This window comes from Caulobacter sp. GW821-FHT10C03 (assembly GCF_059415485.1).
This window is the reverse complement of the sequence record NZ_JBWKNI010000017.1, coordinates 53,283-78,138: the sequence shown is the minus strand read 5'-3', so window position 1 is coordinate 78,138 and position 24,856 is coordinate 53,283. Positions and strand designations below refer to the sequence as shown.

Annotated in this window: 28 protein-coding genes; 15 read left to right on the top strand and 13 right to left on the bottom strand. The window is 67.7% G+C overall.

Going from position 1 to position 24,856, the window contains the following annotated elements:
* The first annotated feature begins 40 nt into the window (after positions 1–40).
* The 4 genes from AC07NG_RS19640 (at position 41) to AC07NG_RS19625 (ending at position 3,438) form a co-directional block, all read left to right on the top strand.
* Complete coding sequence (locus AC07NG_RS19640; protein ID WP_492855338.1) at positions 41–565, top strand: flavin reductase family protein; 525 nt, start codon at positions 41–43, stop codon at positions 563–565.
* A gap of 158 nt (positions 566–723) precedes the next feature.
* On the top strand, positions 724–2,220 hold the full coding sequence (locus tag AC07NG_RS19635) for a CoA-acylating methylmalonate-semialdehyde dehydrogenase (RefSeq protein ID WP_494595803.1): 1,497 nt from the start codon (positions 724–726) through the stop codon (positions 2,218–2,220).
* 16 nt (positions 2,221–2,236) lie between these two features.
* Positions 2,237–3,208 carry a M15 family metallopeptidase gene (locus AC07NG_RS19630; protein ID WP_494595801.1) on the top strand — a complete coding sequence of 324 codons (972 nt, stop codon included), beginning with the start codon at positions 2,237–2,239 and terminating at the stop codon, positions 3,206–3,208.
* Positions 3,205–3,438, top strand: coding sequence for a hypothetical protein (locus AC07NG_RS19625; protein ID WP_492855341.1), 234 nt, complete (start codon positions 3,205–3,207; stop codon positions 3,436–3,438). The genes AC07NG_RS19630 and AC07NG_RS19625 overlap by 4 nt, the downstream gene beginning before the upstream one ends.
* A 12-nt stretch (positions 3,439–3,450) precedes the next feature.
* Here the strand turns inward: AC07NG_RS19625 and AC07NG_RS19620 are convergent, their stop codons facing one another.
* The gene (locus AC07NG_RS19620) at positions 3,451–3,882 is read right to left on the bottom strand and encodes a hypothetical protein (protein WP_494595800.1); all 432 of its coding nucleotides are present in this window, start codon (positions 3,880–3,882) and stop codon (positions 3,451–3,453) included.
* Positions 3,883–4,012: 130 nt separating this feature from the next.
* Between AC07NG_RS19620 and AC07NG_RS19615 the strand changes: the two genes are divergently transcribed.
* Positions 4,013–5,542 carry a DUF1570 domain-containing protein gene (locus AC07NG_RS19615; RefSeq protein ID WP_494595799.1) on the top strand — a complete coding sequence of 510 codons (1,530 nt, stop codon included), beginning with the start codon at positions 4,013–4,015 and terminating at the stop codon, positions 5,540–5,542.
* Between the two features lie 18 nt (positions 5,543–5,560).
* On the opposite strand, the gene AC07NG_RS19610 is transcribed toward AC07NG_RS19615, so the two are convergent.
* From AC07NG_RS19610 to AC07NG_RS19595, 4 genes are all read right to left on the bottom strand, one after another.
* Positions 5,561–6,283 (bottom strand): endonuclease III domain-containing protein, encoded by a 723-nt coding sequence (locus tag AC07NG_RS19610; RefSeq protein WP_494595797.1) that lies wholly within the window; start codon positions 6,281–6,283, stop codon positions 5,561–5,563.
* A 118-nt stretch (positions 6,284–6,401) separates the two neighbouring features.
* Positions 6,402–6,983: an NUDIX hydrolase gene (locus AC07NG_RS19605; protein ID WP_492855345.1), complete on the bottom strand. Its 582-nt coding sequence runs from the start codon at positions 6,981–6,983 to the stop codon at positions 6,402–6,404.
* Entirely contained in the window at positions 6,980–7,981 is a 1,002-nt protein-coding gene (locus tag AC07NG_RS19600; protein WP_110122037.1) for an inorganic phosphate transporter, read from the bottom strand. The genes AC07NG_RS19605 and AC07NG_RS19600 overlap by 4 nt, the downstream gene beginning before the upstream one ends.
* 12 nt (positions 7,982–7,993) lie before the next feature.
* Positions 7,994–8,638, bottom strand: coding sequence for a DUF47 domain-containing protein (locus AC07NG_RS19595; RefSeq protein ID WP_492855346.1), 645 nt, complete (start codon positions 8,636–8,638; stop codon positions 7,994–7,996).
* A gap of 286 nt (positions 8,639–8,924) precedes the next feature.
* Here AC07NG_RS19595 and AC07NG_RS19590 point away from each other — a divergent pair, with 286 nt between their 5' ends.
* Positions 8,925–10,157, top strand: coding sequence for an FAD-dependent oxidoreductase (locus AC07NG_RS19590; protein WP_494595794.1), 1,233 nt, complete (start codon positions 8,925–8,927; stop codon positions 10,155–10,157).
* Between the two features lie 957 nt (positions 10,158–11,114).
* On the opposite strand, the gene AC07NG_RS19585 is transcribed toward AC07NG_RS19590, so the two are convergent.
* Positions 11,115–11,237 carry a hypothetical protein gene (locus AC07NG_RS19585; protein ID WP_487289282.1) on the bottom strand — a complete coding sequence of 41 codons (123 nt, stop codon included), beginning with the start codon at positions 11,235–11,237 and terminating at the stop codon, positions 11,115–11,117.
* Positions 11,238–11,468: 231 nt separating this feature from the next.
* Between AC07NG_RS19585 and AC07NG_RS19580 the strand changes: the two genes are divergently transcribed.
* A complete protein-coding gene (locus AC07NG_RS19580) occupies positions 11,469–12,716 on the top strand; it encodes a sugar MFS transporter (protein ID WP_494595842.1) in 1,248 nt (415 codons plus the stop codon).
* Between the two features lie 9 nt (positions 12,717–12,725).
* Here AC07NG_RS19580 and AC07NG_RS19575 read toward each other — a convergent pair whose 3' ends face one another.
* Positions 12,726–13,712, bottom strand: coding sequence for a pectinesterase family protein (locus tag AC07NG_RS19575; RefSeq protein WP_494595792.1), 987 nt, complete (start codon positions 13,710–13,712; stop codon positions 12,726–12,728).
* Positions 13,713–13,895: 183 nt separating this feature from the next.
* Between AC07NG_RS19575 and AC07NG_RS19570 the strand changes: the two genes are divergently transcribed.
* On the top strand, positions 13,896–14,435 hold the full coding sequence (locus AC07NG_RS19570; protein WP_494595790.1) for a hemerythrin domain-containing protein: 540 nt from the start codon (positions 13,896–13,898) through the stop codon (positions 14,433–14,435).
* Positions 14,436–14,514: 79 nt separating this feature from the next.
* Here AC07NG_RS19570 and AC07NG_RS19565 read toward each other — a convergent pair whose 3' ends face one another.
* Entirely contained in the window at positions 14,515–14,772 is a 258-nt protein-coding gene (locus tag AC07NG_RS19565; protein ID WP_487289288.1) for a GlsB/YeaQ/YmgE family stress response membrane protein, read from the bottom strand.
* A 528-nt stretch (positions 14,773–15,300) separates the two neighbouring features.
* Here AC07NG_RS19565 and AC07NG_RS19560 point away from each other — a divergent pair.
* Positions 15,301–16,644, top strand: a complete 1,344-nt coding sequence (locus tag AC07NG_RS19560) for a dicarboxylate/amino acid:cation symporter (RefSeq protein WP_494595788.1) — start codon at positions 15,301–15,303, stop codon at positions 16,642–16,644.
* Here AC07NG_RS19560 and AC07NG_RS19555 read toward each other — a convergent pair.
* From AC07NG_RS19555 to AC07NG_RS19545, 3 genes are all read right to left on the bottom strand, one after another.
* The gene (locus AC07NG_RS19555) at positions 16,631–17,488 is read right to left on the bottom strand and encodes an AraC family transcriptional regulator (RefSeq protein ID WP_492855352.1); all 858 of its coding nucleotides are present in this window, start codon (positions 17,486–17,488) and stop codon (positions 16,631–16,633) included. The genes AC07NG_RS19560 and AC07NG_RS19555 overlap by 14 nt on opposite strands.
* A 189-nt stretch (positions 17,489–17,677) precedes the next feature.
* Complete coding sequence (locus tag AC07NG_RS19550) at positions 17,678–18,193, bottom strand: TIGR02281 family clan AA aspartic protease (protein ID WP_494595786.1); 516 nt, start codon at positions 18,191–18,193, stop codon at positions 17,678–17,680.
* A gap of 289 nt (positions 18,194–18,482) precedes the next feature.
* Complete coding sequence (locus AC07NG_RS19545) at positions 18,483–18,710, bottom strand: DUF1289 domain-containing protein (protein WP_494595784.1); 228 nt, start codon at positions 18,708–18,710, stop codon at positions 18,483–18,485.
* 89 nt (positions 18,711–18,799) lie between these two features.
* Here AC07NG_RS19545 and AC07NG_RS19540 point away from each other — a divergent pair, with 89 nt between their 5' ends.
* The 6 genes from AC07NG_RS19540 to AC07NG_RS19515 all read left to right on the top strand — a co-directional run bounded on the left by AC07NG_RS19540 (position 18,800) and on the right by AC07NG_RS19515 (position 23,690).
* A complete protein-coding gene (locus AC07NG_RS19540) occupies positions 18,800–19,129 on the top strand; it encodes a hypothetical protein (RefSeq protein ID WP_487289292.1) in 330 nt (109 codons plus the stop codon).
* Positions 19,130–19,215: 86 nt separating this feature from the next.
* Complete coding sequence (locus AC07NG_RS19535) at positions 19,216–20,106, top strand: nicotinate-nucleotide--dimethylbenzimidazole phosphoribosyltransferase (RefSeq protein WP_494595783.1); 891 nt, start codon at positions 19,216–19,218, stop codon at positions 20,104–20,106.
* A gap of 135 nt (positions 20,107–20,241) precedes the next feature.
* A complete protein-coding gene (locus AC07NG_RS19530; protein WP_494595781.1) occupies positions 20,242–21,456 on the top strand; it encodes an acyl-CoA dehydrogenase family protein in 1,215 nt (404 codons plus the stop codon).
* 110 nt (positions 21,457–21,566) lie between these two features.
* On the top strand, positions 21,567–22,712 hold the full coding sequence (locus AC07NG_RS19525) for an acyl-CoA dehydrogenase family protein (RefSeq protein ID WP_494595780.1): 1,146 nt from the start codon (positions 21,567–21,569) through the stop codon (positions 22,710–22,712).
* A 174-nt stretch (positions 22,713–22,886) separates the two neighbouring features.
* On the top strand, positions 22,887–23,285 hold the full coding sequence (locus AC07NG_RS19520) for a hypothetical protein (protein ID WP_110121657.1): 399 nt from the start codon (positions 22,887–22,889) through the stop codon (positions 23,283–23,285).
* Positions 23,286–23,564: 279 nt separating this feature from the next.
* Entirely contained in the window at positions 23,565–23,690 is a 126-nt protein-coding gene (locus AC07NG_RS19515) for a hypothetical protein (protein ID WP_494595778.1), read from the top strand.
* A gap of 84 nt (positions 23,691–23,774) precedes the next feature.
* Here AC07NG_RS19515 and AC07NG_RS19510 read toward each other — a convergent pair whose 3' ends face one another.
* Both AC07NG_RS19510 and AC07NG_RS19505 read right to left on the bottom strand, forming a co-directional pair.
* Entirely contained in the window at positions 23,775–24,080 is a 306-nt protein-coding gene (locus AC07NG_RS19510; RefSeq protein WP_487289297.1) for a DUF8200 family protein, read from the bottom strand.
* Between the two features lie 68 nt (positions 24,081–24,148).
* Entirely contained in the window at positions 24,149–24,754 is a 606-nt protein-coding gene (locus AC07NG_RS19505) for an LOG family protein (protein ID WP_487289298.1), read from the bottom strand.
* Between the last annotated feature and the right edge of the window lie 102 nt (positions 24,755–24,856).

The window sequence follows — 24,856 nt, the reverse complement described above, 5'->3', positions numbered from 1 at the left end:
CCTTGCCCGTGGCTCGCCTTTGCCTCACAGCTTGGTCACGATGAGTCAGGCAGTCACGATTGAACTTGGGGAAGGCGGCGAACACGACGCCCGCGCCCTGCGCAACGCTTTCGGGTGTTTCACCACCGGCGTCACGGTCATCACGACCTTGGCCGAGGATGGCCGCCGCGTCGGCCTGACCGCCAATTCCTTCACGTCGGTTTCGCTGGATCCGCCGCTGGCCCTGGTCTGCGTCGACCTGAAGTCGTCCAGCCTGCCGGCGCTGGACGCGGCCGGACGCTTCGCCGTCAACGTGCTGCACGCCGACCACCAGGCCCTGGCCCGCCAGTTCGTCCAGAAGGGCGTCGATCGCTTCGCCGGCATCGACACCGAGACCTGGCGCACCGGCGTGCCGATCCTGCCGGGCTGCATGGCCAATTTCGAGTGCGAGACCCACCACGTCTTCGACGCCGGCGACCACCGGGTCTATGTCGGCCGCGTGGTCAAGCTGCGCTACGACCCCGACCATGAGCCGCTGGTCTATCTCCAGGGCCGGTTCCGCCGGGTCCACGTAGACGCCGAATAGGCAAAGCGCGCCAGGGTTAGGTGTAGGCGGCTAACCCGCCCGGGCGCGCGCTAAATGTCTGCCCCTGGAGCCCGATGGGATCTAGGGTCAGATTTTCCAGGATACGCGCCGTTTCTCGGATGCTATTGACGCCGAAAAACAGCGTTAGGGAGCGCATCATGCGAGACATCGCCCATTTCGTGAACGGCCAAACCCTCATCGGCGCCTCGGGGCGCTACGGCGACGTCTTCAATCCCAACACCGGCGAGGTCCAGGCCCGCGTCCAGTTCGCCAGCGACGCCGAGATCGACGCCGCCGTCCAGGCCGCTGCGAAAGCCCAGATCGGCTGGGCCGCGACCAACCCGCAGCGCCGCGCCCGGGTGATGTTCGAGTTCAAGCGCCTGATCGAGCGCGACATGAATTCGCTGGCCGAGATCCTGTCGTCCGAGCACGGCAAGGTCATCGCCGACAGCAAGGGCGACATTCAGCGCGGCCTCGAGGTCATCGAGTTCGCCTGCGGCATTCCCCACATCCTCAAGGGCGAATACACCGAAGGCGCGGGTCCCGGCATCGACGTCTATTCGATGCGCCAGCCGCTGGGCGTGGTCGCGGGCATCACCCCGTTCAACTTCCCGGCCATGATCCCGATGTGGATGTTCGGCGTCGCCATCGCCGTCGGCAACACCTTCATCCTCAAGCCGTCGGAGAAGGATCCCACGGTTCCGGTGAAGCTCGCCGAGCTGATGATGGAGGCCGGCGCGCCCGAGGGCGTGCTGAATGTGATCCACGGCGACAAGAGCGCCGTCGACGCCATCCTGACCCATCCGGAGATCAAGGCCGTCAGCTTCGTCGGCAGCTCCGACATCGCCCACTACGTCTACCAGACCGGCACAGCGCACGGAAAACGCGTCCAGGCCATGGGCGGCGCCAAGAACCACGGCATCGTCCTGCCCGACGCCGACCTCGACCAGGTCGTGAAAGACCTCTCCGGCGCGGCCTTCGGTTCCGCTGGCGAGCGCTGCATGGCCCTGCCGGTCGTTGTCCCGGTCGGCCAGAAGACCGCCGACGAGCTGCGCGAGCGCCTGGTCGCCGAGATCGAGACCCTGCAGGTCGGGATCTCCACCGACCTGGCCGCCCACTACGGCCCCGTGGTCAGCGCCCAGCACCGCGCCAAGATCGCCGACTACATCCAGATCGGCGTCGACGAGGGCGCGGAACTGGTCGTCGACGGCCGCGACTTCTCGCTTCAGGGCTTCGAGAAGGGCTTCTTCATCGGCCCGTCGCTGTTCGACGGCGTCAAGAAGGGCATGAAGACCTACCAGGAAGAGATCTTCGGCCCCGTCCTCCAGATGGTCCGCGCCGAAAGCTTCGAGGAGGCGATCGCCCTGCCGTCCGAGCACCAGTACGGCAACGGCGTCGCCATCTTCACCCGCAACGGCCGCGCCGCCCGCGAGTTCGCCAGCCGCGTCAATGTCGGCATGGTCGGCATCAACGTGCCAATCCCGGTGCCGGTGGCCTATCACACCTTCGGCGGCTGGAAGCGCAGCGCGTTTGGCGACACCAACCAGCACGGCGTCGAGGGCGTGAAGTTCTATACCAAGGTCAAGACGGTCACGGCGCGCTGGCCGGAAGGCGACGTCGAGGACAGCGCCTTCGTCATCCCGACCATGAAGTAGCGGGCAGGGGGCGGCGATGGGCCAGACGCGCAGGACCGTGGCGGCCGGGATGCTGGCTTCCAGCCTCGCGCCCGGCGTCGCCCTGGCCGCCGCCGATCTCGCCCTGATCGGCCAGTACGGCGTTCCCGAGGCGCCGGTGACGGTCTTCGAGGCCGACGACGGCGGCCTCGGTCTCTTCGACCATGGCCAGCCGGCCCGGCGGCTGTCGCCGCTGGGGGCGGGCCGCTACGCCGTCGAAGGCGGCGGCGAACTGCTAGTCACGGCCCGAGGGATCCGCAGGGACGGCGCCGTCCTGCCGCGCCGCGACTTCGGGGCCGAGGTCCAGGCCGGCATCCGCCGCGCCGTCCGCGCCGATCCCAAGGCCCTTCGCGCTCGGGCGCTCGCCGCGACGCCGCCGAAGGAGAGCGGCCAGTTCCTGCAGGCCGATCTCGTCGATCTGGCCACGATCGACCCGACGATCGCCTTCGACATCCGCTACGCCAGCCGCGACAACTTCATGGGGCTGAAGCTCTACGAACGCCCGGCGGCCTGGCTCCAGCGTCCAGCCGCCCAGGCGTTGGGTCGCGCCGCCAAGGCGCTCGCGGCGCAAGGCTACGGCCTGACGATCCACGACGCCTATCGCCCCTGGTTCGTGACCTGGATGTTCTGGGAAGCCACACCACCGGCCAGCCGCGTCTTCGTCGCCGATCCGGCCAAAGGCTCGCGCCACAACCGCGGCTGCGCCGTCGATCTGACGCTCCACGACCTTGCGACCGGCGCCGTCGTCCAGATGCCCAGCCGCTACGACGAGATGTCGACCCGCTCCTACGCCGACTTCGCCGGCGGAACGGCCCGGCAGCGGGCGCTGCGCCAGATCCTGCGCGACGCCATGGTCGCCCAGGGCTTCGAGATCTATCCGGAAGAGTGGTGGCACTTCGACTACGGCGACTGGCGCCGCTATCGCATCGGCGTGAAAACCTTCACCGAACTGGCAAGCCCCGCAGGATGATCCTCAACATCATAGACAGCCGTAAGCGCCCGTACCGCTGGAAGAAGGTGCACGCCATCATCGAGGCGACCTGGCACGACAACAGCTGCGCTGATTCCGACCAGGCCGACCGGCCCGACGATGATCACTATGTGATGTTCGACGAAAGGTGCGGCCTGTCGGTCAGCGAGGCCATCGCCTGGGCCAGCGCCATGCCCGACCCCGTTACCCTGTTCTTGCGCGACGATTGAGGCCGCGGGCTTTCAGTCCAGCCACTCGAAGCTCGTCACCGCCCAACCGTAAGACCGGATCCGCCAGCCGTCGGCCTCGCGGACCTGCACGAACGTCCAGCCGCCATGCTCGACGAACCGCCGCCCGTCGCGCACGCCGGTCCACTGCGTCGGCAGGGTGAAGTGAACCGTCTCGTCGGTCAGCACGAAGTCCTGGGCCGGCCCGAACCCGTGTTTCAGGTCGCCGATGCCGCCCGCATGCCCGGTCATGATGCCTCGCCATTGCGCCAGGCCGGCCTGACCTTGGAACACATGCGGCGGAAAATTCTCCAGGATCGTCACCTCGCCGGTCGAGAACACGCCGTCGAGCAGGGGCTCGTCCACCGTCTCGAGGAACCGCGCCAACGCTTGCGGAGCGGCCATCATGGCGGCGTCCGGCCCTTCGGCCTTGGGATGCTCGCTCATCGACGTCGTCTCCTCGTCCGCCCAGCCGTGATTCCGCGCCAGCCTAGCGCGCCGCCTACAGCGAGGCTTGCGCCGCTCGCGGATTTATCACATCAATCAATGTAAAGTTGTGAGCGTTTAGGGGGCGTGAGTGCGTATCGACAGGCGGGCCGTGATCACGGCCGGGACGGCGTCGGCCTGGCTGTTGGCCGCCGGAGCCCAGGCCCAGGAACCCACCGGCCGCTGGGTGCGCGCCGAAAGTCCCCACTTCGTCGTCTATTCCGCCGACGGCGAGCGCGAGGCGCGCGAATACGCCCTGATGCTGGAAGACTTCGACGGCGTCCTGCGCCGCTTCCACGGCAAGCAGGACGCGCCGGCCGGGCGCAAGCTGCCGGTCTATCTGGTTCGCGACAACGAGCAGCTGCAGAGGGTGTTTCCCGGCTCCGACCGCGCCGCCGGCATCTACACCCCGTCGCTGCAGGAGATCTTTATCGTCGCCGTCAAGGGCGTCGGCGACTACAGCACCCTCGACCTGACCGTCGGCGACAACATCGTGCTGCACGAATATGTGCACCACTTCATCATGCAGTACTTCCCCGACGGCTATCCCGCCTGGCTCTCGGAAGGCCTGCCCGAGTACTATTCGACCATCGACCTCAAGCCCAAGCGGGTGTTCGTCGGCGGCCCCAACAACCTGCGGGCCTTCTCGCTGCGCCAGCGCTCCTGGCTGTCGGCGGACAAGCTGCTGAGCAGCAATCGCCGCCAGATCGACGAGCAGAGCGTCGGCGTGTTCTACGGCCAGGCCTGGCTGCTGACCCATTACGTCTGGAGCAACGCCGAGCGGCGTCAGAAGCTGGGCGCCTATCTCGACCGCTACCGCGACGGTCAGGATCCGATGAAGGCCTGGACCGAGGTCTATGGCGACGACGCCAGGGGCCTGGAGAGCAAGCTCAAGAGCTACATGAACACCCGCCTGATGGGCGTGGAGATGACCCGCGACGGCCCGCCGACGCCGCCGATCACGGTGACGGCCATGCCGGCCGGGGCCGACGACCTGCTGCTCGACGTCCAGCTGCTCAAACGCTTCGTTCCCACGGACAAGGACAAGGTGCTGGCCAGGGTGCGCACCCAGGCCGCCAAGCGCCCCACCGAACGTTTCAGCCGCACGGCGCTGGCGCGGGCCGAGGTGCATCTGGGCGATCGCGACGCTGGCGAGGCGATCCTGGAACGGCTGCTGGCCGAGAAGCCCGACGACCTGGAAGCCCTGCAACTGGCCGCCTTCAGCCGCATCTATCGCTCCGAGAAGGCCCCGGCCCAGGCGCGCGCCCTTTTGAACGAGGCGGCGGTCTATCTTGGCCGGGCCAACAAGCTCGACCCTGACAACTACCTGACGCTCTATGGCTATGGCCGCACCCAGCGCGGCGTCGGCAAACCGACCGAGAACACGCTGAACGTCGTAGCCCGCGCCGTCGAACTGGCGCCCCAGCAGCCGACCCTGCGCATGACCGCTGGCCAGACCTTCATGGAGGCCGGCGCCTACGACGAAGCCCGCTATTTTCTCGAACCGGCGGCCAACAACCCGCACGGCGGCGGTTTCGCCACGGCCGCCCAGAAGCTGCTCGACCAGATCAACGCCAAGGAAGCCGCCGCCGGAGCCAAGCCGGCCGCCAAGACGAGCTGAAGGCCCGGCCCGTCGGTTTCAGCCCCGCGGCCGCCAGGCCAGCACCTGCGCGCCCTCGACGCCGACGCGCCGGCACTGCGCCTTCAGCGGACAGGCCCCGCACCGGGGCGCGTCGTGCGGACACAGCATCTGGCCCAGGCCATGCTTCATCAGGCAGTGCAGTTCGAAGAGATCATCGGCCGTCCAGCTGTCGGGAACCAGCGCCATCAGGCCATGGTAGCTGTGCGTCGGGTCGCCGGGACCGACCAGTCCCAGGCGCTGGGCGGTGCGGTGCACGTGGCTGTCGACCACCAGGTCGCGCATGGCCAGGGTGCTGAAGTTGAGCACGCTGGCGGCGACCTTTTGGCCGACGCCGGGCAGGGCGCGTAGCTCGTGCCTCGCCTGCTCGACGGTCTGGTTGCGCAGTTGGCTGAGCGACAGCCAGCCGACCCGCGCCTCGATCATCCGCAGCGCCAGCGGCAGCCGCCGGGCCTTGTCCTGCGCGAACTGCACGTCCGCGATCAGGTCGAGCACCGCATCGGGCTCGGCTCGCGCCAGATCCTCCCAGTTCCGGAACGCGCCCTGCAGCCGCAGGAACGCCGCCCACGACACCGCATCCAGCGTGCGATGGCTGATCGACGACTTCACCAGCTGCGAGACCGGATCCATCCGCGCCTTGGGGCGCTGCGGACCGAACGCCTCGAGCAGGCCGTCGCGCACGCCTTCGAGCGGCGAGCGGGCGAGGTTCAGGGATAGCTGCATGGCGGGACCGGTCGGAACATAATGGGAACATTATGCACCAATCACCAGATTGTCCACAGCCCAGAGCGCGGTTGCGCGCGCTCAGTGTTTGAACCTGGAGCCTGCCGATCGGCGGGCTCTAGCGCTGTCGGCGCGCGCGTCCCCAAAGGGCGGTGACCCGCCGGCGCAGACGGCCGAACGCCACCTGTACGGGCGTCGGGGCCTGGTCGGGCTCGGGGCGCTCCTCGGCCGGGAGTTCGACGCCAGCGAAGCGGGCGATCAGGTCGCGCAGCTCCGGCTCCTGCACGGCCAGGGCGGCCTCGACCGGGCTCATCCACTTGAGGGTCCGCTGGCCCTTTTCCGGCCAGGTCGCGTGCTCGCCGGTGACCTGCATCGGATAGACGTCGACCTTGACCAGCCGGGCCGCGCCGCTCTTCAGCCGCTTGAGATATTCGTATTCGCCGAAGGCCGCCGGCGCGATCCGGCCGTCCAGCCCGGCTTCCTCGTAGGCTTCCTGGGCCGCGGCCTGGGGATCGGCCTTGTCCTTCATCGGCCAGCCCTTGGGGATCACCCAGCGGCGGGTCTCGCGCGACGAGACGAGCAGAATCTCCAGCCCGGCGCCGTCGCCGCGCCAGGGCAGGGCGGCGACCTGGCGACGCTTGCCGCCGCCCTTGCCGCTCCCTTGGCTTCCGCCGGTCTGCTTGACCGTCCCGTCCGTCACTTCATCCAGAACCCGAGATAATAGAACAGCGCCGCCGTCAGGGCCGCCGCCGGAAGCGTGATGACCCAGGCCACGACGATGTTCTTAGCCACACCCCAGCGCACCGCCGAGACCCGGCGCGAAGCGCCGACGCCCACAATAGCGCCCGTGATGGTGTGAGTCGTCGATACAGGAACGCCGATGTGCGTGGCGAGGAACAAAGTGATCGCGCCGCCGGTCTCCGCGCAGAAACCCTGCATCGGCGTCAGGCGGGTGATCTTGCTGCCCATGGTGTGCACGATCCGCCAGCCGCCGAACAGCGTGCCCAGCCCCATCGCCGTCTGGCAGGCCAGCACCACCCAGAACGGGATGTGCCCCGGCTGGTGCGTGGCGCCGTGGGCGAACAGCAGGGCGGCGATGATGCCCATGGTCTTCTGCGCGTCGTTGCCGCCGTGGCCCAGGCTGTAGAGCGCGGCCGAAACGAACTGCAGCTTGCGGAACACCCGGTCGGCGAAGAACGGCGAGGTCTTCACGAAGGTCCAGGAGACGATCAGCACCAGGATAAGCGCCAGCACGAAGCCAAAGGTCGGCGACACCACGATGCCGGCCGCGGTCTTGCCCAGGCCCGCCCATTGGATGGCGCCCAGGCCTCCGACCTTGGCGACCGACGCGCCGACCAGCCCGCCGATCAGGGCGTGCGAGCTGGAGGAGGGGATGCCCGCCCACCAGGTCAGCAGGTTCCAGCTGATCGCGCCGCCCAGGGCGCCGAAGATCAGGCGGTCGCTGATGATGTGCGGATCGACGATGCCCGAGCCGACCATCTTGGCCACGCTGGTGCCGAAGAACATGAAGGCGATGAAGTTGAAGAACGCCGCCCAGATCACCGCCCACTTGGCCGACAGCACGCGGGTGGAGACGATGGTGGCGATCGAGTTGGCCGCGTCGTGCAGGCCGTTCAGGAAGTCGAACGCCAGGGCGACGACGACCAGGAACACCAGGATGAGAAGGGTCGGGTCCACGGGGCGGGCCTCTTAGACCTGCTCGACCACGATGCCGCTGATGCGGTTGGCCACGTCCTCGAAGCGGTCGACCACCTTTTCCAGGTGGCTGTAGATGTCGATGCCGACGATGAAGGCCATCGGGTCCGCGTCGCGATGCGCCAGGAACAGCTCCTTGCGGCCCAGGTCGTACATCTGGTCGGCCTGTTCCTCGATCTGGGTGATCTTCACGGCCAGGTCGCTCAGGCGCTGGGCGTTGTTGCGCATCTTGGGCAGCAGCGACACGGCCTCGGCCGTCAGGTCGGCGGCCTGGACGATGATCTGCGCCATCGCCTTCATCTGCGGCTCGAAGGTCTTGACCTCGAACAGGCTGACCACCTTGGCGGTCTTGCGCATCTGGTCGATGGCGTCGTCCAGCGACGTCGTCAGGTCCTGGATGTCACTACGATCGAAGGGGGTGATGAAGCTGCGGCGGACGGCCTGCATCACCTGGCGGGTGATCTCGTCGGCCTCTTCCTCGTGCAGGTTCACCCGCTGGGTGGCCGCCTCGATGCTGTCGGCGCCGCTCATCAGGTCGCTCAGCGCCTTTGAGCCCGCCACCAGCGTCTGGGCGTGTTGCGAGAAAAGGTCGAAGAACCGGTCTTCCTTCGGCATGATCGCCCGGAACAAACCCAGCATGGTCGCTTCATCCTCTTGTTCGAAGCGCGGCAACGAAAAACGCGGACGTCCGTATCGGGAGCATCCGCGTCATTGGCCGGAGCGGAACCACGGAAGAGCCGGCCGTTCAAGCCCCTCTGTGAAACTTTTGTGACAGATCGGGCGGCGCGGCCGATGGCGTAAGGCGGGAAGTCGGCGCCGCGACATAGCGTCCCAAGCAGCCGCAAAACCCTTCGCCGGCCCAAATCTAAACAACGTTCTTAACCTTGCCGTCCGATCCTCGAAGCCTGAATTCGGGGAGGCCAAGATGGGCGAACACGTCGAGACGCTGGTGATCGGGGCCGGGCCCGCCGGGCTTTCGGCCGCTCACGCCCTGGCCTGCGCCGGCCGCACGGTGACCGTGATCGAGGCCGACGCGATCGGCGGCGCCGCCCGCACCCTTTCCTTCGACGGTTTCTCCCTCGACGTCTCCGGCCGCCGGCTGAGCTCGGCCGATCCGGCCATCCGCGCCTTCTGGACCGCGCTGCTGCCGAACGACTTGGTCGAGGCCCCCAGCGCCATGCGCCTCGAAGGCGAGCGGGCGGCCCGCGGCCGTCCCGGCGCCGCCATCGGCGCGCTGCTGACCGCCAGGCTGCGCCCGATCGCCAATTCCAAGACGCTGAGCGAGTGGCTGACCCGCCGTTTCGGCCGTCGCGTCGCCCGCCGCCTGGGCGACTACGCCCACAAGCTCTGGGCGCTGCGTCCGGAAGAGACCCCGGCCCAGCCGGCCTGTCCCAGCTTCCAGTCCGAAACCGGCTCGCTTCCGCGCCTGGGTACGGGCCAGCTGTGGGACGCCTGCGCCCAGGTCATCCGCGCCGCCGGCGGCGAGATTCAGCTGGGCCTCAAGGCCACCGGCCTGCGCCGCGACCGCGCCACCGGCGCCTGGACCGTCACGGCTGAAACCGGGGAGGGGGCGACCGAGACCTTCACCGCCGATCAGGTGATCTCGACCATGCCGCTGCGCGAACTGATGAGCGCGCTGTCGCCCACGCCGATCAGCCTCTTCCATGCCTGCGAGCTGATGTATCGCGACCAGGTCACCGTCGCCTTCGCCGCCAAGCCTGGCCGTCGCCGCGCCCCGGCGCTGGCCGAGATCCACGATCCGCAGATCAAGGCGGCCCGCGCCCGCGCCCTAGACGGGCAGGCTCTGGCGCTCGACTACTACTGCTTCGAAGGCGACGCCACCTGGGTCTCCGACGACGGCGCCCTGATCGTCCAGGCCGTGGCCGAGGCGGGCCGCCTTGGCCTGATCGCGCCGGGCTCGGCCCGCGACGCCCAGGTCGTGCGCCAGCGCAAGGTGCACCCGATCCACGACGAGTGCTGCGACGAGCATCTGAAGATGATCGGCCTGGACCTGCGCCTGCACTTCGCCGGCCTGCACCTGGCCGGCCGCGCCGGAACCCATGGCGACAGCGCCGACGACCAGTCCATCCGCACCGGCCTCTCCGCCGCCGCCAACGTCCTGGCCCGCGTCCTGACCCCGGTGAGGGTGGCGGCGTAGCCCCAAGGTTTCTTCTGCCTGGGGTGGGGCTGAGCTCGCCCTATTCCCCCTCCCGTAAAATCCCCGCGTAAGCAGAGCCGCCTGATCCCTCTCCCCTTGCGGGAGAGGGTGGCCTGCGAAGCAGGTCGGGTGAGGGGTCTCTCAAAAATCAAAGCCGCGTACAGCGGTCAGGCCGGGCGGAGCGTCTCAAGTCTGAGAGACCCCTCATCCGTCGGCCTTCGGCCGCCACCTTCTCCCGCAAGGGGAGAAGGATCACCGATGGGGACAGAGCGCCGTCTATCCCCGGCGATCTCGCCAAAGACCCCAACCAATCCAGTCCCTTACAACTTTCTCAGCGCTCTGGATCAGACGCGCTGAAACCCGCTGCATAATCAGAGCTGTCCCGTCGCAGGGAGAGGGCGCAAGGATCCGGCCCGAAGCGTGCGACGGTGATGCGATCGAGCGGGGCTGAAGGAGCGGCGAGAGCCGGGCCTGAAGGCTTAAATGAGGGTGGGGGACGTAAACCCATCCATCGGGGGTCTGCCCAATAGGCTCCCGCCCGTCCAAGGGTTCGCGCCCTGACGCACTTCTGGCCGCATGAACGGGGGAGCCTTGCGTGGGGAAGGGGTGAAGGGCGGAAGAGGCCCGCGCGCCCCGGCCTGAGGGATAACGATCGCGCGGGGCGTCCAGCTTCGTCGAAACGGTATTCAAACACACAACTCCGGGCGAGGCCCGGACGCCCCGCGCCCTCTCCACACCCTCAGCGGTTCACCGCGTGAGCGTAAAGCCGCGCGTCCAGGAACCTCCCCCTCTGGGGGAGGCGGCCGAAGGCCGGTGGGGGGCCGTTTTCAGCTTTCGAGGCCGTGGTCGATATCCCACCAACACCCCCCCTCCGATCGCTGCGCGATCGCCTCCCCCACAGGGGGAGGTTCCTCGCAAAACGGCCGCCACCTTCTCCCGCAAGGGAAGAAGGACCCTCTACTCCGGCCGCTTCAGGTTCCGCGCGCCCCAGCAGGCCAGATGCACGAAGGCGTCGGCCAGGCCGATCGCGGCGACCATCGCCACGATCCCGCACGACACCACGACGACGATCGAAGACATGCCCGTTCTCCCAGCTTTCGGCTGAACGGCGAAGCTGGCCCTCCGGTTCCGCCTGATACCGGTCCCAACGGGGAGGAAATGGGCTTAGAGGTTGACAACGTTGTCACGTTCGGGGCGACTACGGCGTCCCGCGAAGACGGACATGGGGAGTGAAAACAGATGGCAGGCATGGGCGGCGCGGCCCCGGTGAACGGCGGCGCGGACGGAAAAGGGGCGGCTCTGTTGCCCTTCGTGATTCTTCTCTTCTTCGCCTGGGGCTTCTCGACCTGCCTGGTCGACCTCGTGGCCCCGGCGCTGAAGTCGCTGTTCTCGCTGACCAACTTCGAAGCGGGCCTGACCCAGTTCGCCTTCTTCATCGGCTACGCCGTGGTCTCGCTGCCGGCGAGCTTCCTGCTGGCCAAGGTCGGCTATCTGCGCACTGTCGTCGTCGGCCTGCTGGTCATGATGGTCGGCTGCCTGATGTTCGCCCCCGCCGCCAACGCCGGCGTCTATGAAGGCTTCCTGGCCGCCCTGTTCGTGCTGGCCTCGGGCATCACCATCCTGCAGGTCGCCGCCAACCCGCTGGTCGCCATCCTCGGCAAGAGCGAGACCGCCTCGGCCCGCCTGACCTTCGCCCAGTTCCTGAACTCGTTCGGCACCTTCCTGGCGCCCTTCGTCGGCTCGGCCCTGATCCTCAGCCACATCGAGAAGGCCCCGGACCCGGCCACCCTGACCGCCGTCCAGCTGGCGGCCGTGCGCCATTCCCAGGCCCAGGCCGTGCAGACGCCCTACCTGATCATCGCCGGCGTGCTGCTGGCCCTGGCCGTGCTGTTCTGGCTGCTGCGCAAGAACACCTCCGCCCCGCAGGCCGAGAAGGCCGTCGGCGTCGGCGAGATGCTGGGCATGCTGAAGTACAAGCGCCTGGCCTTCGCCGTGCTTTGCATCTTCGTCTATGTCGGCGCCGAGGTGTCGATCGGCACCTACATGACCAGCTACCTGACCCAGTCCAACACCCTGGGCCTGACGCTGGCCAAGGCCGGAAGCATGGTCGCCTTCTACTGGGGCGGCGCCATGGTCGGCCGCCTGGTCGGCTCGTTCGTCCTGGCCAAGGTGTCGCCGGGCAAGGTGCTGGCGATCGCCTCGCTGGCCGCCATCGTGCTGATCCTGGTCTCGGCCTTCAGCGTCGGCCCGCAGGCCGGCTACGCCCTGATCGCCATCGGCTTCTTCAACTCGATCATGTTCCCGACCATCTTCACCCTCGGCATCGAGGGGATGGGCCACCGCACGCCGCAGGCCTCGGGCCTGCTGTGCATGGCCATCGTCGGCGGCGCCCTGGTTCCGCCGGCCACCGGCTGGCTTGGCGACCATTACGGCCTGGGCCTGGCCTTCCTGCTGCCGGCCGTCTGCTACCTGGTCATCGCCGCCTTCGGCTGGTCGGCCCGCAAGCCGGCGCCGGCGCTGTTCGTCCAGGACGAGCTGGCTTCGGCCGCGGCCGAGTAGGGCGCTCTATCAGAACCGGCCGGGCTTCCACCCGTCCGGACCCGACAGAAAGCGGCGGGGCGCCCAGCGCTCCGCCGTCTTCGCGTCCAGGGCGTGGGCGGTCGGCTCGCGCGCTGCGGGATTGGCCCCGCGCCCGGTCGAGGCGTATTCGGCGTAGTAGGCCGTCTTGAAGGTCTCGGTCTTGCCCGGCGTCCACTCCCGCCAGCCCCTGGGCTGCAAATCAGCGTCGATCTTCGTGCGCAGGAACACGACGGTCGCGTAGGGCCGCCAGGCCCGGCCCAGCCACAGCTCGCCCACCTTCGGGTCGGCGGTGATCGTGCAACGGTCGAAGACGTAGCCGCTGTCCTGCTCTGGCGCGTTCTTGCTCTGGGCGGTGATCATCACCGTGGCGTTGGCGATGCCATGGATGACGCAGCGATCGAATACCGCCTTGCTGTCGCCGAAGATGAAGTCGACGTGGCCCTCGATGTAGCAGTCGCGGAAGTACTGCCGGCTCGGCGATTTGCCCTTGCGGCTGGCGGCGTAGAGCGTGTCCTGCGCGCCCAAGAGGCGCACCTTGTAGAGCTGGGCCCGGTCGCCCATCAGCGCCAGGGCCACGGCCTGCGAGGGCTGACTGTTTGTGAGATGATAGTCGTTCTGGATGGTCAGGTTGCGGGCCAGGAAATCGTCGCCCGACACCGTCACCGAGGAGGATTTCAGCGTCCCGCCGACCGTCGCCGAGGCGTCGCCGTACACAAGCACCACGTCCTGCGGCCGCTTGCCCTTGCCGACCAGCCGCACGCCGTTTCGCGGGATCGACAGCTTCTCGCGATAGGTTCCCGGCGCGATGTCGATCTCGCCGCCGCCGTCGGGCAGGGCGTCGATCGCGGCCTGCAGCGTCCGGTGATCGGCCTTGCCGTCGACGGCCACGGTCAGACGCAGCGGCGCGGCGCCGACCAGGGCGGTCAGGGCCGTGGCCGCCAGGGCGAGCCGCCTGGCGAAACTGGAAATGGTCATGGCCCGCGTCCTCCCCGGATCGTTTCGCCAAGGAATATGACACCGGTAGACATCTGGCCAGTAGGATCAATCAGCGTCGGCTATCCGACGGAAGATATTGAGAAATGTTCGCACGGAACGTCCGTGTCGGCGCGAGGGTTTGAATGACCAGTCGGGGAAGCTGAACACTCAGGGAGACGCCACATGGCCGCAGCCGCCAAGTCCACCTCGAAAGCCAAGTCCAAGTCCGCCTCGGCCCGCCGCACGCGCCGCACCGGCCGCCGCGATCCTCTGGCGATCCGCCTGCTGAAGGCCGATCATCGCGAGGTCGAGGCGATGTTCGACGAGTACGAGCAGCTCGAAAGCGACGCCGAGAAGCTGGCGCTGTTCAACAAGATCGCCCTGGCGCTCAAGGTCCACACCCAGATCGAGGAGGAGATCCTCTATCCGGAAAGCCGCGGCGAGGTGGAGGACGACCTGCTGGACGAAGCCTATGTCGAGCACGACGGGGCCAAGAAGCTGATCGCCGAGATCGAGGCGATGCAGCCGTCCGAGGAGTTCTACGACGCCAAGGTCAAGGTGCTGGGCGAGTACATCAAGCACCACGTCAAGGAAGAGGAGCAGCCCGGCGGCGTGTTCGCTCAAGCCAAGCAGGGCGACGAGGATCTCGAGGCCATGGGCGAGCGGCTCGAGGCCCGCAAGGCCGAGTTGATGGAGGAGCTCGGCGGCGAGAAGACCCACTGACGACGCTCCGCCGGCACGCAAAGAAAACGCCCCCGGCCGGATGGCCGAGGGCGTCTTTCGTTCGACTGGGTGGTCGCGACTAGAGTGCGCGGCGTCCGGCCAGCAGGTGGTAGATGGCCAGCACGATCACCGCGCCGACGGTCGCCACCAGCAGGCTGTAGAGATTGAAGCCCGAGACGCCCGAAGCGCCGAACTGGTTGAACACGAAGCCGCCGACCAGAGCGCCGACGATGCCGAGCACCAGGTCGACAAGCAGACTACCGCCGGTGCGGCTTACGAGTTTGCTGGCGATGAAGCCGGCCACGAGACCCAGAACGATCCAGGCGAGAATGGACATGAGCGCCTCCTGAACATTTCCTGGCGCGCCTTGGCGCGTCCGATGCAGAAGAAAGGCGCTGATCAAGACTTCGTTCCGACACGATCGCGTGTGTGGCCCCGCGAAAACATGGGGCGAGGAACGGAACTTCTTGGCGTGGCGCTCAGCGCTTGCCGATGCGGGCCTGGATCACCGCCAGCAGCTTCTCGGCGGGCGCGCGGCCCAGGACGATGAACAAGGCGGAGCCGATGATCGCGCCGATCAGGAAGGAGGTGCTCATGGCGGCTCCGAGGGTAAGCGGACGGGAGGAGGAGGCGCTTCCAGCCTAGGGGGCGCGGTCGGGGTTTACCATGCGACATGCCGCCGCCGCGCCCTCTTGCAGCTTGGCTGGCGCCCGATCGCACAAAAACTGGTTCGACCGCGCGCTTCATATGCGCGAGCAGGAAAATTCCAGATTTCCGGCGTGTCTGCATGCGCAGCGACCCGGCATCCGATGTTTTATGAGTTTTGGGGCGGTGTGAGCCGTCTCTTATGAGCAGGAAACAACCCATGGCGCAGGCGACCGCCCCCTCCAGCCGCTTCATCAGCGGCTTCGGCGTCCAGGTGCTGGTCGGCATGCTCGCCGGACTGGGCCTTGGCCTGCTCGCGCGCCGGCTGGGCGTCGAGGAAGGGCAGGCGGGTCACGCCCTGGCCGAGGTCCTGCATCAGGTCGGTTCGATCTTCATCCAGCTGCTGCGCGTGCTGGTGCCGCCGCTGGTGTTCACGGCCATCGTCGCCAGCATCGCCAACCTGCGCGAACTGCAGAACGCCGCCCGCCTGGTCTGGAAGACCCTTCTGTGGTTCGCGATCACCGCCCTGATCGCGGTGGCCATCGGCATCACCCTCGGCGTCGTGCTGAAGCCGGGCGCGCACGCCGTGCTCGACGCCGCGACCGCCGCCGCGCCGCGCACCAACGGCTCGTGGCTCGACTTCCTGACCGGGCTCATCCCGTCCAACATCCTGGGCCTGAACGCCTCGACCAAGGTCGGCGATAGCGGCGCCAGCACCTCGCTGTCGTTCAACGTGCTGCAGATCCTGGTGATCTCGCTGGCCGCCGGCATCGCCGCCCTGCGCGTGGGTCCGGCCGGCGAAGGCTTCCTGGCCTTCAACGCCTCGGCCCTGGCGGTCGTGCGCAAGGTGCTGGGCTGGGTGATCCGCCTGACGCCAATCGGCACCGTGGGCCTGCTCGGCAACGCCGTCGCCCAGTACGGCTGGACGACGCTTGGCCAACTCGGCGCCTTCACCGGCGCGATCTATATCGGCCTCGGTCTGGTGCTGTTCGTCGTCTATCCGATCCTGCTGACCGCGCATGGCCTCAACCCGCTGAAGTTCTTCGCCAGCGCCTGGCCGGCGATCCAGCTAGCGTTCGTCTCGCGCTCGTCGATCGGCACCCTGCCGGTGACCGAGACGGTGACCGAGGCCGGCCTGGGCGTGCCGCGGGCCTACGCCGCCTTCGCCGTGCCCCTGGGCGCGACCACCAAGATGGACGGCTGCGCGGCCATCTATCCGGCCCTGTCGGCGATCTTCATCGCCCAGTTCTACCACCTGCCGCTGGGCGTGGCCGACTACGCCCTGATCGTCGCCGTCTCGGTGCTGGGCTCGGCCGCCACGGCCGGCCTGACGGGCGCGACGGTCATGCTGACCCTGACGCTGTCGACCCTGGGCCTGCCGCTGGAAGGCGCGGGCCTGCTGCTGGCCATCGACCCGATCCTCGACATGGGCCGCACGGCCGTGAACGTCGCCGGCCAGGCCCTGGTGCCGACCCTGGTGGCCAAGCAGGAAGGCATTCTCGACCAGGCCGTCTATGACGCGGCCGCCGGCGTTGCTCCCGAGGGCGCGGTCACGCAGTCCTGACCAACTCCGGGCGAGCCCGCAGCCGGGTGGCGTCGCGCAGCGGCGGGGCGCCAAACAGCCGGGCGTATTCGCGGCTGAACTGCGAGGGGCTGTCGTAGCCGACGTTGTGCCCGGCGGTGGCCGCGTCCAGGCCCTGGGCCAGGATCAACCGGCGGGCCTCCTGCAGGCGCAGCTGCTTCTGATACTGCAGCGGGCTCATCGCCGTGACGGCCTTGAAGTGCTGGTGCAGGGCCGAGGGGCTCATCCGCGCCTCGGAGGCCAGCGTCTCCATCCGGAACGGCAGGTGATAGTTGGTCCTCAGCCAGTGGATCGCCCGCGAGACCTGGCCCAGACGGCTTTCGCAGGCGGCGATCTCGCGTAGGCGCGGGCCCTGGTCGGTGCGCAGCAGCCGGTAGAGGATCTCGCGCTGGATCAGCGGCGCGAGGACAGGGATATCGCCCGGCGTCTCCAGCAGGCGGACCAGCCGCACCGTCGCGTCGAGCAGCTCCGGCGTCGTCTCGCTCAGCGCCATGCCGGGAGCCGGGGCGTTGCGGACCGGGCCAGGGTCGATCTCCAGGATCAGTTCATTCAGCCGGCGCGGGTCGATGTCGAGCCGCACGCAGAGATAGGGCGCGTCTTCGCTGGCCTCGATCACCTGGCCGACCACGGGCACATCGACCGAAACCACCAGGAATCGGGCGTGGTCGTAGACATAGACCTCTTCGCCCAGCATCACCTGCTTGCGGCCTTGGGCGATGATGCAGACGGCCGCCTCGTGCACACCGTGCACCGGCGGGCTGGGCTGCGACATGCGGGCCAGCCACATGCCCGGGATGGCGGTGGGATGCACGCCGTCCGCCGGCATGGATCGTTCAATCGCCTCGGCTAGGGCCGGATGGCGAGGGCAGCCGACAGGCGTCGACGCTGGGGAGGTTTGCATGACGACAGGTTAGCGCCGGTGGGCGTGAAGGCCAATGGCGGCGAGCACGGTTCTGCGGGATCGTGCAAGAATTCCGGGCGATCATGCGCCCGGCCTAGAAACAGGGGTGTGGGCTCAGGGGTGCAGGATCAGCGATCGCGGGGTCGCCTCGAAGCGCGACAGCCGGCCCAGATAGCTCATGCCCAGCAGCGAGGTCTCCAGGCCGCTCTCGATCACCAGGGCGTCGACATTGGCCACCTTGGCGCCGGCGATGGCGACGCTGCCCAGCTTGACCGAGGCGGCGCGGGTGCGGCCGTCGGCGGTGACCACGTCGTACTCGTAGTTCAGCTTGGCGACGTCGATGCCCAGGCGCTGGGCGTCGGCCTTGCTCAGCGAGACGGCGGTGGCGCCGGTGTCGACCAGGAAACGTACGGCGCGGCCGTCGACCTTGGCCTCGGCCCAGAAGTGGCCGTCGGGGCCCTTGGTCAGCTGCGCGGCGCCGGCGTCGCCCAGGGTGGCGGCGGCCGCGGCGGCAGGACCCGGTGACGATTGACGCAGCGAGCTGTCGAGCGAGGTCACGGCCTTGGCCGCACCTACCGCCGACAACGCACCGACAATCGCGATCGCCGTGAACTTGAGCATCGAAAGCACCCCGCCTTGCAGGCTTTTCGGCCGTTTCTACGACCATTGACTGCACAGTAGGGCGAAAGGCGTTTTCAACCCGTGAATCGGAATGCGGATTTACTTGGTTAACAAAGTGTCTTCAGGACTCCCAGTTAACTCGTCGTAACATTCCATCCGCAACATGTAATAAAGTTCATTGACTGGATTTAACTTCAAAGCTCAGGCCCAAGGTCGCATGTTCACCAGCGTTGAAAAGACGCCTCGGGAACAACCTTGATGCAGAGCCTGAAGATACTTTCGAGAACCTGAGGATGCTTCAACCGCGCGAAGCCGACTGGGCGGCCATCAGGCTCTCCATCGGATCGGGGCGAAGGGGCAGGGCGGTCATGATCGCCGCGCGCTCCTCGTCGCTGTAGCGCGACCAGCCGGCGATCTCCTGCAGGGTCCGTCGGCAACCGAGACAGAAGCCGCTCGCGCCATCGACCGCGCACACCTTCACGCAAGGGGTGACGATCGGACGGGGAGGGCGGTTCTCGGAAATCATGACCGAATGTCGCCGTCCGCGGCGTCGCGCGCAAGCCGCTCGACGTCCAGCGATCGCGCGGCCCGATTTCAACCACTGGGGACAATGCCATGCGCACCACCGTCATCCTGCTCGCCGCCGCCTCGCTCGCCGCCGTCGCCGCGCCGGCCCTGGCCGCCGAACGCCTGAACGACGCTCAATTCGTCCGCGCCAACCGCTGCCTGGGTCTGACCGAAACCAAGGCCTTGGGCGAAGCCGATCCGACCGCCCTGAAATCGCTGATCAAGACTCAGCGTCAGGGTCGCCACAGCTCGACCGAAGACCGCGCGGACAGCGCCCGCCTGGACGCCAAGCGCGAAGCCGCCAACGCCGAGGGCGCCGCCAAGTCGGCCCTGGTCGAGGAGCGCGACGGCGCCTGCAAGTCGCTGGGCCAAAGCTGATTTCGCGGGCCTGATTTCTTCGCATCGCGCCAACAATCTGGCGCGATGCGCTTGCATCGGGCGCGGACGGGTTTAAGTCCGCGCCCATGACCGCTTCCGCCGCCGCTTCGCCCTTCGCCGACATCCGCCGCCTGGCCGCCGACCTTCCCGCGCCAGGCGTCTTCGTTCCTCCGGCCGACGGCGGCCGTCTGGCCGAGATTTCGGCCTGGCTGACGGCCTGGACCGGCCGCAATCCCCCTTCGGTCAACCGGCCGGTTATCGCCCTCTATGCCGGCGCTCGGCAGGGTGTCGGTCCGCGCGGTTACGCTCGCGATCGCCTTGAAGCCGTCGCCTCGGGCGGCGCGACCGTCTGCCGCCTGGCCGGCGCCCAGGGCGCGGGCCTGGAGGCCTTCGACCTCGCCATCGACCGCCCGACGCCCGACGCGCGCCAGAAGGCCTCGATGAGCGAGAAGGAATGCGCCGCGACCATGGCCTTCGGCATGGAAGCCCTGGCCAAGCAGCCCGACCTGCTGATCCCCGGCGTGATCGCCGCCGAAGCCCATCGTGACGCCGCCGCCATCGCCCTGGCCCTGTTCGGCGGCGAAGCCGGCGACTGGACCGAGGCGACCGCCGACGTTTCCGCCGCCGTCGAGCGCGCGCGTGGCGAGGGCGATCTCTCCGATCCGCTGGAGGTCCTGCGCCAGCTGGGCGGCCGCGAGACCGCCGCCGTCGCCGGGGCCATCCTGGCCGCCCGCGTCCAGAAGATCCCGGTTCTGCTCGACGGCTACGCCGCCGCGGCGGCCGCCGCCGTGCTGCACGTCATCGATCCCGACCTGATCGCCCACGCCGTCGCCGCGCATGTCGCTGGTCCCGGCCACGCCCGCTTGCTGGAGAAGCTGGGCAAATCGCCGCTGCTGTCGCTGGAGATCGAGGGCGAGGAAGGCGTCGGCGGCGCATCTGCCGTGGCGCTCGTACGCCTGGCCTGCGAGGTTCGCTGACGTACTTCCCGAAGCTTGGGTGAACGCCGTTTACGTTGACCCAAGCGTCATCTTTCCAAACGCTCGTTTGGCTCCTATCATCGCCCCGAAACAACAGAGAAGGCCGCCCCAGTCGGCCATGTTCGGGAGCCTGCCATGAACCTCGACTTTTCGCCTGAAGACCTGGCCTTCCGCGACGAGGTTCGCGCCTTCATCGCCCAGAACTACCCCGAGGGCCTGCGCGAGCGGCAGGAGGAGGGCGAGGAGATGTCCAAGGAGGACTTCCTCTCCTGGCACCGCACGCTCGCCAAGAAGGGCTGGGTCGCCCCGGCTTGGCCGCAGAAGTACGGCGGCCCGGGCTGGACCTCGGTTCAGCGCTACATCTGGTCGGAAGAGACCGCCCGCGCCGACTGCGTGCCGATCCTGCCGTTCGGCATCAACATGGTCGGGCCGGTGATCTACACCTTCGCCACGCCGGAGCAGAAGGAACGCTTCCTGCCGCCGACCCTGTCGGGCGAGATCTGGTGGGCCCAGGGCTACAGCGAGCCGGGCGCCGGCTCAGACCTGGCCAGCCTCAAGACCAAGGCCGAGCGCTTCACCGGCGACGACGGCAAGGAATACTATCTGGTCAACGGCCAGAAGACCTGGACCACCCTGGCCCAGCACGGCGACTGGATCTTCTGCCTGGTCCGCACCGACCCGAACGCCAAGATCCAGGAAGGCATCTCGTTCCTGCTGATCGACATGAAGTCGCCGGGCGTCACCGTGCGCCCGATCATCACCCTGGGCGGCGAGCACGAGGTCAACGAAGTCTGGCTCGAGAACGTCAAGGTGCCGGTCGAGAACCGCATCTTCGACGAGAACAAGGGCTGGACCTGCGCCAAGTTCCTGCTGGCCCACGAGCGCTCCGGCATCGCCGGTGTCGCCCGCTCCAAGCGCGGCATCGAACGCATCCGCGCCATCGCCTCGACCGAGCTTTCGGACGACGGCGACGTGCTGATCAAGGACCCGATGTTCAAGCGCAAGATCGCCGAACTGGAGATCGACCTGACGGCGCTGGAATACACCGAACTGCGCACCCTGGCGGGCGAAGCCGCCGGCAAGGGCCCCGGTCCCGAATCCAGCGTGCTGAAGATCAAGGGCACCGAGATCCAGCAGCGGATCACCGAACTGGCCCTGGAGGCGGCGGGTCACTACGGCGCGCCCTATTTCCGCGGCTTCCCGAAGGACGGCGACAACGCCCATCCGATCGGTCCCGACTTCGCCCACCGCGCCGCGCCGACCTATTTCAACGTCCGCAAGACCTCGATCTACGGCGGCTCCAACGAGATCCAGCGCAACATCATCGCCAAGATGGTGCTCGGGCTCTGACGTCTTCTCCCTCCCCGGAAACGGGGAGGGCTTCACAATCCAATCAACGACGCTCCTGGCAGGCCCGGCGGAACGCGGCCTCGGAGCTTTGAGAACAAGGGATTTCAGGGATGGATTTCAACTTCACCGAAGAGCAGTCGATGGTCCGCGACACGGTCGCGAGCTTCCTGCAGGACAAGTACGACTTCGAGACCCGCCGTAAGATCGTGGCCTCGGAAAGCGGCTGGCGCGCCGACTACTGGCAGGCCTTCGCCGAAGAGCTGGGCATCCTGGGGGCCTCGTTCAGCGAGGAGCTGGGCGGCCTGGGCGGCGGCGCGATCGACAACATGATCATCATGGAGGAGTTCGGCAAAGCGCTGGTCATCGAGCCCTATCTCGGCACCGTCGTCATCGGCGGCGGCTTCATGAAGCATTCGGGCTACGCCGGCGCTGCTTCGGTCATTGAGGGCATCGTCGCCGGAACCACGACCATCGCCTTCGCCTATGCCGAACCCCAGGGCCGCTACACCTGGAGCGACCTGAAGACGACCGCCAAGAAGGACGGTTCGGGCTGGATCCTGAACGGCCACAAGGCCGTGGTGGTCGGCGCGCTGTTCGCTTCGCATCTCGTCGTCACCGCCCGCACCGGCGGAGGCCAGCGCGAGGCCTCGGGGGTGTCGGTGTTCCTGATCGACAAGAGCCTGCCGGGCGTCGTCACCCGCGACTATCCCACCGTCGACGGCGGCCGCGCCTCGGAGGTCTATTTCGAGAACGTCTCGATCCCGGCCGACGCCCTGATCGGCGAAGAAGGCGCGGGCCTGCCGCTGGTCGAGAAGGTCATCGACGAGGCCACCGCCGCCAGCCTGGCCGAAGGCGTGGGCGTGCTGCGCAAGCTGCACGAGGGCACGCTAGACTACGCCAAGCAACGCAAGCAGTTCGGCCGCGCCATCGCCGACTTCCAGGTGCTGCAGCACCGCATGGTCGACATGTTCATCGAGCTCGAGCAGTCGGTGTCGATGACCTACATGTCCACCATCAAGCTCGACGACAGCGACGCCGAGCGCGCCAAGGCCGTGTCGGCCGCCAAGGTGCGCATCGGTCGGGCCCTCAAGTTCGTCGGCCAGAACGCCATCCAGATCCACGGCGGCATGGGCATGACCGACGAGTTGGCCATCGGCCACTACTTCAAGCGAGGCACGATCATCGAGGGCCTGTTCGGCTCGGTCGATCACCACCTGCGCCGCTATGAAGGGCTGTCGTTCGGCGCCGCGGCCTAACACCACCTAAGAAACGGCGCCGCCCACGGAACGACGCTGTTTTTCGAAAGAGGCCGCCTGCGTCACGCCGACGCGGGCGGCCTTTTTTCTGAAAGCGCGATTTTCACCGCCCCGTCGGCCAGGGTGCGACCGTTCAACGCAGCAGAACACCCGATCGACTGCACGGTGAATGTGATGCTCCGCCCCGAAGCCCTCCAAGGTCTCTCCCCGGAAAAACTGGCCGACACTCTGGAGGCCATGGACTCCAGCGCCCGCCTTCTGCTCGACCAGGCCCGCGAGGCCAAGGCGCGCGCCGACAAGCTGGAAACCGCCCTGTCGCTGCTGGTCGGCGTGGTCGCCAACGACCCCGGCCTCGAGGAAAACTACGCCCTGCAACGGATCGCGGGCCAGCTGCGCCTGTGCGCCGACCTGCCGGAACTGGCCGCAGAACTGGTCGGCTGCGAGGCCGACCGTATCGAACCCGTCATGCTGCGGGCCGCGGCTAACATCATCGCCGCCGCCGGCAAGCCCGACGCCGTGAGCGAAGCCGTCACCCATGAGCTGATGGACCGGGATGGCGCCACGCTTCACTAATTCATTCGTTGACTGACAATATTCGCGGCGACTGACCTGTCCCGCCGGCGATCATTTTCAGCATGCGGACATCGTCCGAACCCGGAATATTTTGCTTGTCATGAGCGAGCTTGAGCGCATCTTCGCCCATGACGCGCTGACGACTAGGAGGGTGCGAGTCCCTGTAAGCCGCGCGCGTCTCTTTCTGGCTGGGCCGGTCTGCCGACCGGTCCCGTAACAAGTGGAGCGTTTTCAGGAAGCCCTCCTGAACCGCTCCGGGCTGGTCAAGGAGACGCCGCCATGAACGTGACGAAGATGAACCACGCCATGCTGTCCTTCGCCCTGATGGGCGGACTGCTGGTCGGGCCTCGCCCCGGAAGCTCCAAGCCGCCGCAGCGGCCGTCCAAGACTTCGGACAGGAAGTAGCGCCTCAGCGCCTCTCACCAAAGAAAAACGCCATCCCGGTCGGCCCGGGATGGCGTGAAATCCGACGCTTTAGGCGGGGAGGGCTTACGGCTTGGCGGCCGCGTTGCATTCCTCGATACCGGCGGCGTCGAGCGCATCGCCGCGCCACGTGAAGGCCGACACGGCCCCGAGCTCGGCCACGATCTTGCGGCAGCTGCGGCCGGCCGGAAGAGCCTTGACCGTCGGCGCCTTGCAGACGGTGCCGGTGCAGCGCCAGATCGCACCGTCATGAATGAGTTCGGCCTTGGCCGGCGGCGCCTTGAGCACGAGCATGGCGCCTTCGGAAGTCGCGGCCTGGGCCGCGCCGACGAGCGAAATCGCGGCGAAACCGCCGAGCAGAAGCATACGCATGGACATCTCCTATCCCCGCGTCCTATTTCTAGGTGGACGCTGATCACATTGTTCGTTGTGATTGAAAACTAAGTCAATCGGCGAACGTCGATCTCGTGGTCGCGATCGACGTCCAGACCCCAGGCCAGCACGGCCCGCGTCACTTCCGAAGCCTCCGTGACCGAGACCCAGGCGTTGGCCAGCGCCGGCGGCGTCAGTCCACGCTCGATCGTGTGGTGGAGCAGGGCGAACAGCGGATCCCAGAAGCCGTCGGGATTGTGGAAGACGATCGGCTTGCGATGCAGGTCGAGGCGCCGCCAGGACAGCAGCTCGATGATCTCCTCAAGCGTGCCGATGCCGCCGGGCAACACGACGAAGGCGTCCGAACGCTCGAACATCAGCATCTTGCGCTCGTGCATCGAGGTGACGATCACCGTCTCGACGTCGTCGAAAGGCTGTTCGCGGCCGCGCAGGAACTCGGGGATGATGCCCAGCACCTTGCCGCCGGCGTCGTGCGCGCCGCGCGCGGCCGCGCCCATCAGGCCGACGCCGCCGCCGCCGTACACGAGCTTGATCCCCGACCGGGCGAAGTCGCCGCCGATGTCGTAGGCCGCCTGCAGATAGGCCGGATCGGCCGTGTTCGATGAGCCGCAGTAGACGCAGACCGATCCCAGGGCGCTAGACAGGTCGGGCATCGTCGTCCACTCCAACAAAAGAAAAGGCGCGGCTCCCAGCGGGAAGGGCGCGCCATCGGTGTTTCAGGCTCGGCCGCAGGCCGACGCCAGACTTGGAAGGCG

Coding starts and splice junctions, on each gene's coding strand:
- AC07NG_RS19520 (WP_110121657.1), top strand. CDS start 22,887: ATGCTCCGCCCCGAAGCCCTCCAAGGTCTCTCCCCGGAAAAACTGGCC.
- AC07NG_RS19585 (WP_487289282.1), bottom strand. CDS start 11,237: ATGTCTTCGATCGTCGTCGTGGTGTCGTGCGGGATCGTGGCGATGGTC.
- AC07NG_RS19640 (WP_492855338.1), top strand. CDS start 41: ATGAGTCAGGCAGTCACGATTGAACTTGGGGAAGGCGGCGAACACGAC.
- AC07NG_RS19630 (WP_494595801.1), top strand. CDS start 2,237: ATGGGCCAGACGCGCAGGACCGTGGCGGCCGGGATGCTGGCTTCCAGC.
- AC07NG_RS19610 (WP_494595797.1), bottom strand. CDS start 6,283: ATGCAGCTATCCCTGAACCTCGCCCGCTCGCCGCTCGAAGGCGTGCGC.
- AC07NG_RS19545 (WP_494595784.1), bottom strand. CDS start 18,710: ATGATTTCCGAGAACCGCCCTCCCCGTCCGATCGTCACCCCTTGCGTG.
- AC07NG_RS19560 (WP_494595788.1), top strand. CDS start 15,301: ATGGCGCAGGCGACCGCCCCCTCCAGCCGCTTCATCAGCGGCTTCGGC.
- AC07NG_RS19505 (WP_487289298.1), bottom strand. CDS start 24,754: ATGCCCGACCTGTCTAGCGCCCTGGGATCGGTCTGCGTCTACTGCGGC.
- AC07NG_RS19555 (WP_492855352.1), bottom strand. CDS start 17,488: ATGCCGGCGGACGGCGTGCATCCCACCGCCATCCCGGGCATGTGGCTG.
- AC07NG_RS19570 (WP_494595790.1), top strand. CDS start 13,896: ATGGCCGCAGCCGCCAAGTCCACCTCGAAAGCCAAGTCCAAGTCCGCC.
- AC07NG_RS19590 (WP_494595794.1), top strand. CDS start 8,925: ATGGGCGAACACGTCGAGACGCTGGTGATCGGGGCCGGGCCCGCCGGG.
- AC07NG_RS19525 (WP_494595780.1), top strand. CDS start 21,567: ATGGATTTCAACTTCACCGAAGAGCAGTCGATGGTCCGCGACACGGTC.
- AC07NG_RS19575 (WP_494595792.1), bottom strand. CDS start 13,712: ATGACCATTTCCAGTTTCGCCAGGCGGCTCGCCCTGGCGGCCACGGCC.
- AC07NG_RS19635 (WP_494595803.1), top strand. CDS start 724: ATGCGAGACATCGCCCATTTCGTGAACGGCCAAACCCTCATCGGCGCC.
- AC07NG_RS19565 (WP_487289288.1), bottom strand. CDS start 14,772: ATGTCCATTCTCGCCTGGATCGTTCTGGGTCTCGTGGCCGGCTTCATC.
- AC07NG_RS19625 (WP_492855341.1), top strand. CDS start 3,205: ATGATCCTCAACATCATAGACAGCCGTAAGCGCCCGTACCGCTGGAAG.
- AC07NG_RS19540 (WP_487289292.1), top strand. CDS start 18,800: ATGCGCACCACCGTCATCCTGCTCGCCGCCGCCTCGCTCGCCGCCGTC.
- AC07NG_RS19535 (WP_494595783.1), top strand. CDS start 19,216: ATGACCGCTTCCGCCGCCGCTTCGCCCTTCGCCGACATCCGCCGCCTG.
- AC07NG_RS19530 (WP_494595781.1), top strand. CDS start 20,242: ATGAACCTCGACTTTTCGCCTGAAGACCTGGCCTTCCGCGACGAGGTT.
- AC07NG_RS19510 (WP_487289297.1), bottom strand. CDS start 24,080: ATGCGTATGCTTCTGCTCGGCGGTTTCGCCGCGATTTCGCTCGTCGGC.
- AC07NG_RS19515 (WP_494595778.1), top strand. CDS start 23,565: ATGAACGTGACGAAGATGAACCACGCCATGCTGTCCTTCGCCCTGATG.
- AC07NG_RS19595 (WP_492855346.1), bottom strand. CDS start 8,638: ATGCTGGGTTTGTTCCGGGCGATCATGCCGAAGGAAGACCGGTTCTTC.
- AC07NG_RS19620 (WP_494595800.1), bottom strand. CDS start 3,882: ATGAGCGAGCATCCCAAGGCCGAAGGGCCGGACGCCGCCATGATGGCC.